The 12,958-nt window shown below is 48.6% G+C and carries 13 protein-coding genes and 1 riboswitch; of the genes, 10 read left to right on the forward strand and 3 right to left on the reverse strand.

Annotated features, from left to right (window positions below; genetic code table 11):
* Positions 1-9: 9 nt before the first annotated feature.
* Positions 10-1,017: a porphobilinogen synthase gene (hemB, locus tag ACP7H9_RS08070; RefSeq protein WP_439222553.1), complete on the forward strand. Its 1,008-nt coding sequence runs from the start codon at positions 10-12 to the stop codon at positions 1,015-1,017.
* Here hemB and ACP7H9_RS08075 read toward each other — a convergent pair.
* Both ACP7H9_RS08075 and rhlB read right to left on the reverse strand, forming a co-directional pair.
* Positions 1,014-1,940: a Ppx/GppA phosphatase family protein gene (locus ACP7H9_RS08075; RefSeq protein ID WP_439222554.1), complete on the reverse strand. Its 927-nt coding sequence runs from the start codon at positions 1,938-1,940 to the stop codon at positions 1,014-1,016. The genes hemB and ACP7H9_RS08075 overlap by 4 nt on opposite strands.
* Before the next feature lies 1 nt (position 1,941).
* Positions 1,942-3,219 (reverse strand): ATP-dependent RNA helicase RhlB, encoded by a 1,278-nt coding sequence (gene rhlB / locus ACP7H9_RS08080; RefSeq protein WP_011235589.1) that lies wholly within the window; start codon positions 3,217-3,219, stop codon positions 1,942-1,944.
* A gap of 91 nt (positions 3,220-3,310) precedes the next feature.
* Here rhlB and trxA point away from each other — a divergent pair, with 91 nt between their 5' ends.
* From trxA to ACP7H9_RS08125, 9 genes are all read left to right on the forward strand, one after another.
* The gene (trxA, locus tag ACP7H9_RS08085) at positions 3,311-3,637 is read left to right on the forward strand and encodes a thioredoxin TrxA (protein WP_011235588.1); all 327 of its coding nucleotides are present in this window, start codon (positions 3,311-3,313) and stop codon (positions 3,635-3,637) included.
* A 249-nt stretch (positions 3,638-3,886) separates the two neighbouring features.
* Positions 3,887-5,155, forward strand: coding sequence for a transcription termination factor Rho (rho, locus tag ACP7H9_RS08090; RefSeq protein WP_011235587.1), 1,269 nt, complete (start codon positions 3,887-3,889; stop codon positions 5,153-5,155).
* A 7-nt stretch (positions 5,156-5,162) separates the two neighbouring features.
* Positions 5,163-6,635: a 4-hydroxy-3-polyprenylbenzoate decarboxylase gene (gene ubiD / locus ACP7H9_RS08095; protein WP_439222555.1), complete on the forward strand. Its 1,473-nt coding sequence runs from the start codon at positions 5,163-5,165 to the stop codon at positions 6,633-6,635.
* Complete coding sequence (gene fre, locus ACP7H9_RS08100) at positions 6,636-7,337, forward strand: NAD(P)H-flavin reductase (RefSeq protein ID WP_110013429.1); 702 nt, start codon at positions 6,636-6,638, stop codon at positions 7,335-7,337.
* Positions 7,338-7,387: 50 nt separating this feature from the next.
* Positions 7,388-7,486: riboswitch (TPP riboswitch) on the forward strand.
* A gap of 49 nt (positions 7,487-7,535) precedes the next feature.
* A complete protein-coding gene (locus tag ACP7H9_RS08105; RefSeq protein ID WP_439222556.1) occupies positions 7,536-9,665 on the forward strand; it encodes a TonB-dependent receptor in 2,130 nt (709 codons plus the stop codon).
* A gap of 11 nt (positions 9,666-9,676) precedes the next feature.
* A complete protein-coding gene (locus ACP7H9_RS08110; RefSeq protein WP_110013427.1) occupies positions 9,677-9,934 on the forward strand; it encodes a YkoF family thiamine/hydroxymethylpyrimidine-binding protein in 258 nt (85 codons plus the stop codon).
* Positions 9,927-10,553, forward strand: coding sequence for a nicotinamide riboside transporter PnuC (gene pnuC / locus ACP7H9_RS08115; RefSeq protein ID WP_011235582.1), 627 nt, complete (start codon positions 9,927-9,929; stop codon positions 10,551-10,553). Before ACP7H9_RS08110 ends, pnuC begins: the two co-directional genes overlap by 8 nt.
* Positions 10,550-11,293, forward strand: coding sequence for a phosphotransferase (locus ACP7H9_RS08120; RefSeq protein ID WP_034822669.1), 744 nt, complete (start codon positions 10,550-10,552; stop codon positions 11,291-11,293). Before pnuC ends, ACP7H9_RS08120 begins: the two co-directional genes overlap by 4 nt.
* Positions 11,294-11,308: 15 nt before the next feature.
* On the forward strand, positions 11,309-12,634 hold the full coding sequence (locus tag ACP7H9_RS08125) for an MFS transporter (RefSeq protein WP_110013426.1): 1,326 nt from the start codon (positions 11,309-11,311) through the stop codon (positions 12,632-12,634).
* A gap of 14 nt (positions 12,635-12,648) precedes the next feature.
* Here the strand turns inward: ACP7H9_RS08125 and ACP7H9_RS08130 are convergent, their stop codons facing one another.
* A complete protein-coding gene (locus ACP7H9_RS08130) occupies positions 12,649-12,846 on the reverse strand; it encodes a DUF3185 family protein (RefSeq protein WP_034822665.1) in 198 nt (65 codons plus the stop codon).
* Positions 12,847-12,958: the final 112 nt, after the last annotated feature.

Here is a 12,958-nt window from a genome sequence, read left to right on the forward strand (position 1 = left end):
GAGTCAAGAATGACAAATCAGGGTACTTTTCCGGGCAGACGACTAAGACGTTTACGCCGCCACGATTTTAGCCGACGGCTGGTGGCAGAAAACCAGTTAAGTGTGGACGATTTAATTTATCCTATGTTTGTTCTCGAAGGTGAGAACCAGCGTGAGCAGGTCAGTTCAATGCCCGGCGTTGACCGCGTGAGCATTGACCTGTTGTTGCAAGAGTGCGCTCAGTTGGTTGAGTTAGGTATTCCTATGGTCGCTTTATTCCCGGTGACTCCTGCTTCGGCTAAGTCGGAGATGGCTGAGGCGGCTTATGACGATAACGGTCTGGCTCAGCGAGCAGTCAAAGCCATAAAAGCTGACTTTCCGGAGCTAGGAGTAATGACCGATGTTGCTTTGGATCCTTTTACCATCCATGGTCAGGACGGCATTCTTGATAACAGCGGGTATGTAGTCAATGACATTACCACTGAGGTTCTGGTAAAGCAGGCTGTGTCTCACGCGCGTGCCGGAGTAGATGTTGTGGCTCCGTCGGACATGATGGACGGGCGTATTGGCGCTATTCGTTCAGCACTGGAAGCCGAAGGCTTTATCAACACTCAAATTATGGCGTATTCGGCTAAATATGCCAGCGCGTTTTACGGCCCATTCCGCGACGCGGTCGGCTCTGCCGGCAATCTGAAGGGAGCTGACAAAAAGACCTATCAGATGGACCCGGCTAATTCAGACGAAGCTCTGCAGGAAATTGCACTGGATATTCAAGAGGGCGCTGACATGGTGATGGTGAAGCCGGGCATGCCTTATTTAGACATTGTGCGCCGCGCAAAAGACACCTTCGGCGTGCCGACTTTCGCGTACCAGGTCAGTGGTGAATATGCCATGCTCCAGGCCGCCATTAAAAATGGCTGGCTGGGTCAGGACGTTATTGAAGAAAGTTTGCTGGGTTTCAAGCGGGCAGGTGCTGACGGCATTCTTACCTACTTTGCAAAATCGGTGGCTGAACGTCTGACAACGAAGAAAGGCTAAGCTGTTATTTCATTGGCAAGTTGCGCGAGTAGCCCCTCGCGTAACGCGCCTGTAGTCACCTGAAAATCGTCCACACTAAGTGCTTTCAGTGCCGCCAAAAGTATAGTGATTCCGCCCATTAGAACAGTGCGGCGGTCATCACGTAATCCGGCAAAATTCAGACGCTCAACTTGCCCCTGCCGGATACAACGCTGAATCAGTTCACTTAACCAGATTTGAGTAAGCCCCGGTTGTTTCTCTGCCGTCGCTATTTCAGTAAGTGCACGAAAAGTACCTGAGGCGCCAAGAACTCGTAGCCATCCATGCTGCTGATAATCAGCGATGTAGGGCCTAATAAGTTTGGTAGCGGCCTGAATGGCCAGCTCTACATTATCCGGGTTAATTTCTCCACCTTTAAAGAAACGGTTTTGAAACACCACACAGCCCATATCCAGACTATGAAGCACATTGGCCTGAGTTCCATTACCGGCTACAACCTCAGTACTGGCACCACCAATATCAATAACCAGAACTTTATCCCGGCATTGTGACGCACTACAAACCCCGGCATAAATGAATTCAGCTTCACTCTCTCCGGTAATAACTTCAATGGGGAAGCCTAATGTCGACTCAAAGCGTGCAAGAAGTTCTTTCTGATTATTGGCTTTGCGCAGCGCCGCAGTTGCTACCGCTTTTACTGCAAAAGGCTGGAAGCGCTTAAGCTCTTCGGCAAACAGAGTAAGGCAATCTATGCCACGGGAAATGGCAGCGTCGTCTATGCTGTCATTGTCGTTCAAGCCGTCGGCTAAACGAACTTTCTGCTTATGCTGGGAAAGAATCCGGGGCTTAGGAAAGAACCCCGTCATTGAAACTTCTGCCATCAACAGGTGAAAACTGTTGGATCCCATGTCGATGGCAGCAAGTTTGCGCTTTTTGGCTGGCATATTATGACGCGTTGCGCGGAGGTCCCGAGCGACGGCCGCGAGGTTTGCCCTTGCCTCCGCCTGAGTTATGACGACGACGGCGCTGAATTGGACGCGGACGTCGTAAATCAGAAAGCAAAGCATCGCCATCGTATTTGGTGACCGGAATGGTGTGACCAATATAGTCTTCAATAGCCGGTAAGTTGTATACGTACTCTTCGCACGCCAGGCTTATTGCAGCGCCACTGGCGCCTGCGCGACCTGTGCGGCCTATACGGTGAACGTAGTCTTCGCAGTCATCCGGTAAGTCGAAATTATATACATGGGTTACTTCAGGAATGTGCAGACCACGTGCTGCGACATCGGTAGCAACTAAAAAGTCGAGCTTTCCTTCGGCAAAGTCTTCCAAAATGCGTAAACGCTTTTTCTGCGGAACATCACCGGTTAACAGACCCGCACGGTGCTCGTTCGCGACCAGCCAGCCATGCACTTTCTCGCAACCGTGCTTGGTGTTGGCGAAAACAATGGCTTTATCCGGCCAGTCTTCTTCTATTAATGTCAGTAGCAACGGAAACTTTTCGGGTTTAGAAGGATAAAACAGTTCTTCAGTTACCCGTGTGGCCGTTTTTTGTAACGGTTCTACTTCGAGCTTGGTCGGTGCATTCATGTGTTCGTACGCCAGTTCCTGCACACGATAAGACAAGGTTGCAGAGAACAGCAGATTCAGACGTTTGGATGGATCCGGCATTTTCTGTAACAGGTAACGAATGTCATCAATAAAGCCCAGATCGAACATGCGGTCGGCTTCGTCCAGCACCACAACTTCAATATCTTTAAGGCTAAATAGATCCTGCTTATAAAAGTCTATAAGACGACCCGTGGTGCCGACCAGTATGTCTGGTTGTGCAGCCAGTTGTTCTTTTTGACCTTCGTAGCCTTCGCCGCCGTAAATTACGCCCATTTTCAAACCGCAATGCTCAATGAGGGCATCCGCGTCGTGAGCTATCTGAATAGCGAGCTCCCGAGTCGGTGCCATAATCAGCGCGCGTGGGCCCGATTCGGTTTTTTCGGACGATTCGTTCTGCATTAAGCGGTTGAAAGTAGCCAGCAGAAATGCCAAGGTTTTGCCTGTACCTGTCTGAGCCTGACCAGCAACATCGCGGTTAGACAGAGCAACGGGCAGACTTAACGCCTGAATTGGAGTACAATACTCAAATCCGGCACTGGATATTGCTTGCTGGATTTTGGGGTGAAGCGCCAAATCAGCAAAGCGAGTTTCTGTAAGATGTTTTTTAGTCATAAGTTATAAGCATATCAGTTTGCGCTTGTATTCAAAAACAGAAATAATACTATTCTAATATTTCCACGCGAAGAAAGTAGCGGAGAGTACCATGAGTGACGTAATAGTTCAGCTAAGTGATGACAGTTTTGATGCTGATGTCATAAATTCCGATAAACCCGTATTAGTCGACTTTTGGGCTGAGTGGTGTGGACCATGTAAAATGGTAGCGCCTATTCTTGATGACATTGCCAGCGAGTACGCTGATAAATTAGTTATTGGTAAGCTGAACGTCGACCATAATGAACAAACTCCACCTAAGTACAATATTCGTGGCATTCCAACGTTATTGTTGTTTAAAGGCGGCGAAGTTGTCGGAACGAAAGTGGGCGCATTATCACGTGCTCAATTGACTGAGTTTTTAGACCAGCATATTTAATGATTGTCAAAAAACGGCGTGTTATGCGCCGTTTTTGTTGAGAAAACTGGACGAATCGCTTTTTTGGTGATAACTTCTGCTCATTAACTGTTCATACGGGTTCACCAACTCCACCGGTTAACCTGTTTTTAAATGAAACGTCTGTTTCTGGTTTCGCACTTCGCGAATTCCGAATGTTCCAATTGTTTTACTTTCTAGAGTCAAATTAAAAAAGGCTTTGTGTTCAATCGATAACTCGAAAACCCTCCTATGAATCTAACAGAACTTAAAGATAAACCCGTAAACGAGCTGGTTCAGCTCGCGGACTCAATGGGCCTTGAGAATATGGCCCGCCTACGTAAGCAAGACATCATTTTTGCTATCTTAAAAGCTCACGCTAAAAGCGGTGAAGACATTCACGGCGGTGGTGTGCTGGAAATTTTGCAGGATGGCTTTGGCTTCTTGCGTTCAGCCGACTCGTCTTACCTGGCTGGCCCGGACGACATTTACGTCTCGCCAAGCCAAATTCGTCGCTTTAACCTGCGTACGGGTGACACAATTGGCGGGAAAATTCGCCCACCGAAAGACAGCGAACGTTATTTTGCCCTGCTGAAAATTCGCGAAGTTAACTTCGACAAGCCTGAAAACTCCCGCAATAAAATCTTATTTGAAAACTTAACGCCGCTACACGCGGAAGAGCGTTTTCACTTAGAACGCGGCAATGGCAGTAAAGAAGATATCACTGCGCGGGTACTGGACTTATCAGCGCCAATAGGTAAAGGCCAGCGTGGTCTTATTGTTGCGCCACCAAAAGCGGGTAAAACCTTACTATTGCAGAATATTGCAACTTCTATTGCGGCGAATCACCCTGATGCTGAACTGATTGTTCTGTTGATTGATGAGCGTCCGGAAGAAGTCACCGAAATGCACCGTCTTGTACATGGCGAAGTGGTTGCTTCAACCTTTGATGAACCTGCCAGCCGTCACGTTCAGGTGGCCGAAATGGTTATTGAAAAAGCCAAGCGCCTGGTTGAGCACAAAAAAGACGTAGTGATTTTGCTGGACTCAATTACTCGCCTTGCCCGTGCTTATAACACCGTTATTCCAAGCTCCGGTAAAGTGTTAACCGGTGGTGTGGATGCTAACGCATTGCACAAACCTAAGCGTTTCTTTGGAGCTGCGCGTAATGTAGAAGAAGGCGGTAGTTTAACCATTATTGCAACCGCGCTTATTGATACCGGCTCGAAAATGGATGAAGTCATCTACGAAGAGTTTAAAGGTACCGGTAACATGGAGCTGCATCTGAACCGTAAGTTGGCTGAACGCCGTGTGTTCCCTGCCATCGACTTCAACCGTTCAGGTACGCGTCGCGAAGAGTTGCTGACTACGCCGGACGAGCTGCAAAAAATGTGGATCCTGCGCAAAATCATGCATCCAATGGGCGAAGTTGAGGCCATGGAATTCCTGATTGACCGTCTGCAGATGACCAAAACCAATGACGAATTCTTCGAATCGATGAAACGTCAACGCAACAGTTAAGTGGCGTATGAAATATCAAGATCTGCGTGACTTTATCGCGCTCCTCGAGGAGCGCGGTGAACTTAAGCGCATCCAACAAGAGATCGATCCTTACCTCGAAATTACCGAAATATCAGACCGTACGTTAAAAGCACAAGGCCCGGCCTTATTGTTTGAAAACGTGAAAGGCCATGATATGCCTGTATTGGCTAATTTGTTTGGCACACCCGACCGCGTGGCTTTAGGCATGGGTCAGGAGTCAGTAACCGCTTTACGGGATGTGGGCAAATTGCTGGCCTTTTTAAAAGAGCCTGAGCCTCCTAAAGGCTTTCGCGACGCGTTGAATTTACTGCCTAAGTACAAAAAAGTGCTGAGTATGTCGCCAAAAAGCATTAAAAAGGCACCGTGCCAGCAAGTGGTTATGAGCGGCGACGACGTTGACTTAACCAAGCTGCCTATTCAGCACTGCTGGCCGGGCGACGTTGCGCCTTTGGTGACCTGGGGTCTTACGGTAACTCGAGGTCCGCATAAAGAACGTCAGAACTTAGGCATTTATCGCCAGCAACTTTTGGGTCCGAATAAGCTTATTATGCGCTGGTTGTCGCATCGCGGCGGCGCGTTGGATTTCCAGGAATGGTGCCAGCAGCATCCGGGCGAAAAGTTCCCGGTGTCAGTTGCTTTGGGCGCAGACCCTGCGACTATTTTGGGTGCGGTAACCCCTGTGCCTGATAGCTTGTCGGAATACGCCTTTGCCGGTTTGTTGCGCGACAGCAAAACCGAAGTAACGCAGTGTCTCAGTAACGACTTACAAGTACCTGCGCACGCTGAAATCATTCTGGAAGGTTACATAGAGCCGGGTGAAATGGCGGCAGAAGGGCCTTATGGCGACCATACCGGCTACTATAACGAAGTGGATGAGTTTCCGGTGTTTACCGTGACTCATGTGACCCACCGCAAAGATCCTATTTACCACAGCACCTATACCGGACGTCCACCGGACGAACCTGCGGTGCTGGGCGTTGCTTTAAATGAAGTTTTTATTCCGTTGCTGCAAAAACAATTCCCAGAAATTGTCGATTTTTATTTGCCACCGGAAGGCTGTTCGTACCGTTTGGCCGTAGTCACTATGAAGAAGCAGTACTCGGGTCACGCGAAGCGTGTGATGATGGGTGTCTGGTCTTTCTTGCGTCAGTTTATGTACACCAAGTTCGTGATTGTGTGTGACGACGACGTAAATGCGCGTGACTGGAAAGATGTTATCTGGGCTATGACAACCCGGATGGATCCGGCACGTGATACGACCCTGGTCGAAAATACGCCAATAGATTACCTTGATTTTGCTTCACCGGTTTCCGGACTGGGCTCAAAGATGGGAATGGACGCCACCAATAAATGGCCGGGTGAAACCGACCGTGAGTGGGGCGAACCAATCGTCATGAGCGATGAGGTAAAACAGCGTGTTGACGAGCTGTGGGACGAACTGAATATTATGGAGTCGTGAATGAGTCAACAAATGACCTGTAAAGCTAAAATTTCGCGCCAGTTGGCGGATGCTGTGTGGGAAGTGCGTTTACAATTGCCGCAGGCGGTTGAGTTTAAAGCAGGCCAGTACCTTATGGTGGTGATGGGCGAACGCGATAAGCGGCCTTTCAGTATTGCGTCGTGCCCGTCCAATAAAAGTGAGTGGTTACTTCATGTTGGCGCTACGCCGGACAACAGCTATGCCATGGAAGTGTTGGATAAAGTGCGTGACGATGGGGAACTAGAAATTGATGCGCCGGACGGTATTGCGTTTTACCGTCAGGAAAACACTAAGCCGGCAGTGTTAATTGCTGGTGGCACCGGTTTCTCGTATACCTATTCTATTTTGCAGCAACATTTACGTGTGTCGCCAGAGCGGCCTCTGACACTTTACTGGGGTGCAAAAAGCTTAAGCGACCTGTATTTGCATGACGAACTGGAACGCTTAGCAAGCCAGTACGAGCACTTTGATTATCACCCGGTGGTCGAAGACGCGGATAACAACTGGGCTTATTCTATTGGTTTAGTGCACCACGCGGTTATGGCCCGTGAGCAAAGTCTGCCTGAGTGTGAAATTTACATGGCTGGCCGTTTTGAAATGATACGCGTTATTCGCGACGACTTTGTCGCTAAAGACGTACCGTTAGAAAACCTTTACGGCGACGCTCTGTCCTTTATTTAATTGCACTGAAAGTAAATTTGTTTAACTAACAAGCTGCGTTATACTGACGCCGCTTTACCAAGGGGTGCCGGCAACGGCTGAGATGCATTAGCGAACCCTTAAAACCTGATCCGGTTAATACTGGCGTAGGGATGGTAGAAAACCCGTCTAATACAGCCTTACCGGATCGTTTCTGACTTTGTTTTGAGGAAATGATCCATGAAAATAATCAATTCATACTTAGCAGCCAGCATTGCCGCTGCGTTATCCAGTGTTCCCGCTTTTGCCTTTGCAGCAGAGGACACACAAGATACAAAAGACATTGAAATTATTGAAGTGAGTGGTGACTTTCACCGCCGCACCTTAAATGAAACCACCAGCAGCGTTTCTATTATTGATAAAGATGCGATGCAACAGCGTCACTCACAGCATTTACAAGACACTCTGAACAGTTTGGCCAACGTGAATTTCTCGGGTGGTACTTCCACGGCTCGGTTTATTCAAATTCGTGGTATTGGCGAGCGCTCTCAGTTTGTTGATCCTGTAACGCCCTCGGTCGGTTTGATAATTGATGGTATTGATTACAGCGGATTAGGCAGTGCCGCATCGCTTTTCGATATTGATCACGTGGAAGTGTTTCGCGGTCCGCAAAGCGGACGTTTTGGCGTGAACGCTATGGCCGGTTTATTGTTGCTGGACAGCACCGCACCGAGCAGCGACTTTAACGGCCAGTTTCAGCTATCAGCAGGCAACTATTCCGAAGCCATGGGCGGCCTTGCTATGGGCGGAAACCTAGGGCTGTTAGGTAACGCCCGCTTCTCGGTCAGCCAGTTTCAGCAAGACGGTTACATTGAAAATACCTATCTTGAGCGTGATGACACGGAACAGCGCGACGAACTCACTGCGCGCTTCAAGCTGGATACAGAGCTCAGTAAAGACTGGTTGCTGCAAACGGTTCTGCACTATAACGATGTCGACAATGGCTACGATGCGTTTAGTCTCGACAACACCCGCGAAACTTTGTCCGATGAACCGGGTTTTGACCGCTTAGAAAGTCAGGCATTGCGCTTGCAGCTCAGTTACCTGGGTTTTGACAACAGCCGTCTGGAAATGTCTGTTAACTACCTGGATGCAGACACCGGCTACGCTTACGACGAAGACTGGACCTATGAAGGTATCGCTCCGGGCTGGGAATACTCAGCTTTTGACGCGTACTTCCGCGACCGTGACGACAAAACCGCCGAAGTTCGCTGGGTATCCGACGAGCCCGAAAGCCTGTTTGGTATTGATAGCGAATGGGTTTTAGGTTTGTACTATTACGACAAATCGGTTCAGCTGACACGTGACTATTTTAACTGGGACTTAGGCCAGCCAAGCATTTTCAACAGCGACTATGATAGCAATCACGTTGCTATTTATGGTGAGCTAACTCAGCATTGGAGTGACCGGGTTAGTACTATAACTGGCTTGCGGGTAGAACGTTACGACAATGACTACCTCGACAGTCGCGGTATTACCGCTGAACCTGAAGACACCATGGTGGGTGGTAATTTCAGTGTCCGCTATCAGGCGTCTGACGACAGTTACCTGTACGCGACTCTGGCGCGCGGATACAAAGCCGGTGGCGTTAATGGTGAAGCTTTAGGAAAAGCTGAAGATCAGGGTCTGGAAGAATTAGAAAACTACTTGTTAGACCGCTCAACCTTTGCTCCGGAAACGCTCTGGAGTACCGAGTTTGGCGTAAAAGGCAGCAGTGCCGATGGGCGTTTAACCTCAAGAGTCAGCGCATTTTACCATTGGCGTGACGATGTTCAGCTCAAGGGCTGGGTAAACCGAGACCAGTTATTTGTGGGTTACATTGAGAACGCCGCTGAAGGCGCAGGTTACGGTCTGGAAGCGGAAATTCGCAATCAGTTTACGGATTGGTTGGCGGTTTTCGCTTCGGCCAGCTGGTTAAAAACCGAAATTGAAGGTTTTGTTACCGAAGACGGCACCGATATGACCGGGCGGGAGCAAGCGCAAGCGCCTAATTACCAGTTGAATATTGGCTTTGAAGGTTGGTTAGGCGAGAACTTCCAGTGGGTGATTCAGGCCGACGCGAAAGACGAGTTCTACTTCTCTGATTCGCATAACCAAAAAGCGGACAGCATGGCAGTGTTGCACCTTGCGCTAAACTATCACTATCAGGATTGGCACTTTAGCTTATGGGGTCGTAATTTAACGGATGAAGACTACGAAACTCGCGGTTTTTACTTTCGTAATGACCCTCGTAAGGAGTATGTGCCGGAAACTTACGTCCAATACGGTGAACCGCGTCGCTTTGGTATCACTGTCAGAAAATCGTTTTAAGGGAGCTTAATATGCAAGTTTCAGTAGAAATGTCGCTGTATCCACTGGCTGAAAATTACCTGGATACCATTAAAGATTTTATTGAGCGTTTAAATCAGCATTCAGAACTAACGGTTCTGACCAACACCATGAGTACGCAAGTATTTGGTGAAATGCAGGACGTTATGCGCATTATGGGTGAAGAAATGGAGATGCTTTTCCAGAATGTGCCTTCGAATGTTCTGGTTTGTAAATTTATTAACAAAGACTTAAGGCCGGATAATGCCTGAGTCTTTGCTCGAATCCTGGCTTGAGCAGTTGATGGTCAGTTCCCCCTGGGAGCTGACGGCTTTAGTCATGGCTTTGGGGTATTTAGTTCTGGCGGCGCATCAGCGCCAGTGGTGCTGGGCTGCGGCGGCGGTCAGCTGTACTATATACGCTGTCTTGTTCTGGCAAGGTAAGTTGTATATGGAGTCTTTGCTGCAAACAATCTACATTGCGTTGGCAGGCTATGGTTGGTGGCAATGGCAGCGTCAGCAAAGCGCAGCAAAGGAGAGTCCTGATGGCGCGAAATACCCGTTTCGTTGGCACCTGCTGCAATGGGCGTGGTTGGTTCCTCTGGCTGCAGGCATTGCTTATTTACTCTCGGTTTATACCGACGCAGACGCAGTATGGCTCGATACTTACACCACAATATTCAGTTTGCTGGCCACCTGGCTGGTTACCAAAAAAGCGTATGAAACCTGGTGGTACTGGCTGGTTATCGACAGTGTTTACGTTTATTTGTACGCCAGCAAAGGCTTTGTCGCCACCGCCTTGTTGTTCGTGGTTTATCTGATACTGGTGATTTATGCCATGTGGCGCTGGCGCCATGACATTTCGCTGAAATCTGCGAGTGAAGCCGGGTGATTGGCCGGCCCTGCGAAATACAACTGCTTGCTTCCGGGCAGTCTAATCAGACGTTGCGACTGCGAACAGATACAGAAGATTATGTGTTAAAACGCTGGCGCTATGAACAGGTATTCGCGGTTGACCGTGAGCTGGAAGTATCTATACAAAAAGAGCTGGCGCAACAGGCTCTTGCCCCCGAAGTTTTAGCTTACGATGCTAAGCAAGGCTGGTTTTTACAGCCTTACTACCAGGCTCCGTCTTTACAGCAAGTTACGCTGTCGCCTTTGATTAAAGCCACTGTACTGGCTGAAACGCTGTCGAAAATCCACAATACACGAGTTGATATTCCGGCCTGGTCTATGTCTGAGCGGGTCGAGCATTATTTGCAGCAGTTGCGTTCGGTCAATTCGGCGGTTGCTGCTCAAATGAGCCAGAAATTGGTACCCATGCAACCCTTGTTAGAGGACTGGCTCAGTTATCCGGTGTTATGCCACAACGATTTATCTATGAATCATATTTTAATGGCCGATCCTATCCGGATTATTGACTGGGAGTACGCGGGTATTGGCCACCCCTTGTTTGATATTGCCAGTGCAATTGTCGTGAATGAACTCAGTGACCAAGCCTCGGTTCGCTTAATAACAGAGTACGAAAAAATAGCCCATTATCAAATTGATCGGCAGCGTTTAGCGCAATGGTTTGAGTTTGTGGAATGGTTGAATAAAGTATGGCAGCATCTATTTCGACACCTTTCTTAAAGTGAACACTTTGCCATGACTGATAAAAAACTGACTGAACGCGTTTACGGCTACTTAGCTGAAGACGAAGATGCTCGCGTTTGTAAAGATATTCCTGAGTCTGCCTGTAACGAGCAACCGCGTTCATTCGTTTTGATGTTGTTGTCGTTAACTCTGACAAAACTGGGTGACAGCTTAGTCAGCGCGCGCCTTGTATTGCCGTGGATGTTGAGTTCGCTTGGCGCTCCGGCGGTGTTTATTAGCGCTTTAGTGCCTTTAAGGGAATCTCTGGCTTTATTACCTCAACTCTTTGTTGCTCAAAAGCTCCGTGAGCAGCCGGTACGCAAATGGTTCTGGGTTGCGGGCAGTGTCGGTCAGGCAGTCTCGTTGCTGGCGATGTTGTTTGCGGTAGCAACTTTAGATGAATCTGCACTGGGGTGGTCTGTAGTTGTTTTACTGGCAATATTTAGCTTGTCACGGGGCATTTGTTCTGTGGCGAATAAGGATGTGACCGGTAAAACGGTATCTAAAACGCGCCGTGGACGAATGTCCGGTGTCGCAGCCTCCACCGCCGGATTACTCACACTGTTAACCGCACTCGTTATTATATTTGCACCCGATATGGAAGGTCAGCGCTCATTATTTATTGGACTACTAGGTGCCGGTGTTGTGCTCTGGTTTGTTGCGGCTCTACTTTATGCGGGCATTCCTGAGGTTGCCGGTGCAACCGAGGGCGGTGGTAACGCGCTGACCGAAGCACTGAAATCAATGTCTTTGCTGTGGCAGGATCGTCAGTTTGGACACTTTGTCATTTCGCGGGCGTTACTAGTCGCCGCCGCTTTTGCTATTCCTTATATCGTGGTTCTAATTCAGCGCGAAGGTGAGTCCGAACTGACTAGTCTGGGCAGTTTAATGCTAGCGAGTGGGCTTGCCGGTTTGTTGGCGGGGCGCTTTTGGGGGCGTTGGTCCGATTCTGCCAGTCACCATGTGATGGCAGCAGCTTCCGTTATGTCGACTTTGGTAATATCGGCTGCGCTGGCACTTTATTACTGGATACCTGAGGCGCTGGGCGCGCAGTGGATTGCGGCATTACTTTTATTCAGTTCGGCGGTTGCGCATCATGGAGCACGAGTTGGCAGAAAAACCTATCTGGTTGATATGGCAACGCAAGATAACCGGGCGCAACTGACGGCGGTATCTAATACCGTGATGGGGGTAGTGCTTTTAGCTGGTTTATTACTGGGGTGGGTTGATGCTGCTTATGGCGTTGCTGCCGTTTTATGGGTACTGGGAGCTATTGGCTTACTTGCTACCCTTACAGCCTTAAGACTGCCAGACGTATCAGGCGACACGTCTGGCTAACTACGTTTACTAGGTTACTTTCCGCGAATGACCGCGTAGAGACCAATAATAACTGCGGCAACACCACCAATTAAATACCAAATGGTGTTGTCAGTTGGTTCATTTGTGGCCACTTCTGATACGCTAGAGGCAATTGATTGTGAAGCCTCATATGAGAAATACAATAAAATAGCGCCAACAACTAATAGAACAATACCTACGATACGAGTCATAAAGTCTTCCTTTTGTTGTGTTTACAACTATCAATATAAAGCACTCTGTCAGATCCGCAAGTTTCCTTACAAATATTGATTTATATCATCTGGTATATTCCCAAGCCAATGA

The sequence above is a fragment of the Idiomarina sp. ST20R2A10 genome (assembly GCF_051842345.1).
In the GTDB taxonomy this organism is placed as follows: Bacteria; Pseudomonadota; Gammaproteobacteria; order Enterobacterales; family Alteromonadaceae; genus Idiomarina; species Idiomarina loihiensis.

Coding starts and splice junctions, on each gene's coding strand:
- hemB (WP_439222553.1), top strand. CDS start 10: ATGACAAATCAGGGTACTTTTCCGGGCAGACGACTAAGACGTTTACGC.
- ACP7H9_RS08075 (WP_439222554.1), bottom strand. CDS start 1,940: ATGCCAGCCAAAAAGCGCAAACTTGCTGCCATCGACATGGGATCCAAC.
- rhlB (WP_011235589.1), bottom strand. CDS start 3,219: ATGACTAAAAAACATCTTACAGAAACTCGCTTTGCTGATTTGGCGCTT.
- trxA (WP_011235588.1), top strand. CDS start 3,311: ATGAGTGACGTAATAGTTCAGCTAAGTGATGACAGTTTTGATGCTGAT.
- rho (WP_011235587.1), top strand. CDS start 3,887: ATGAATCTAACAGAACTTAAAGATAAACCCGTAAACGAGCTGGTTCAG.
- ubiD (WP_439222555.1), top strand. CDS start 5,163: ATGAAATATCAAGATCTGCGTGACTTTATCGCGCTCCTCGAGGAGCGC.
- fre (WP_110013429.1), top strand. CDS start 6,636: ATGAGTCAACAAATGACCTGTAAAGCTAAAATTTCGCGCCAGTTGGCG.
- ACP7H9_RS08105 (WP_439222556.1), top strand. CDS start 7,536: ATGAAAATAATCAATTCATACTTAGCAGCCAGCATTGCCGCTGCGTTA.
- ACP7H9_RS08110 (WP_110013427.1), top strand. CDS start 9,677: ATGCAAGTTTCAGTAGAAATGTCGCTGTATCCACTGGCTGAAAATTAC.
- pnuC (WP_011235582.1), top strand. CDS start 9,927: ATGCCTGAGTCTTTGCTCGAATCCTGGCTTGAGCAGTTGATGGTCAGT.
- ACP7H9_RS08125 (WP_110013426.1), top strand. CDS start 11,309: ATGACTGATAAAAAACTGACTGAACGCGTTTACGGCTACTTAGCTGAA.
- ACP7H9_RS08130 (WP_034822665.1), bottom strand. CDS start 12,846: ATGACTCGTATCGTAGGTATTGTTCTATTAGTTGTTGGCGCTATTTTA.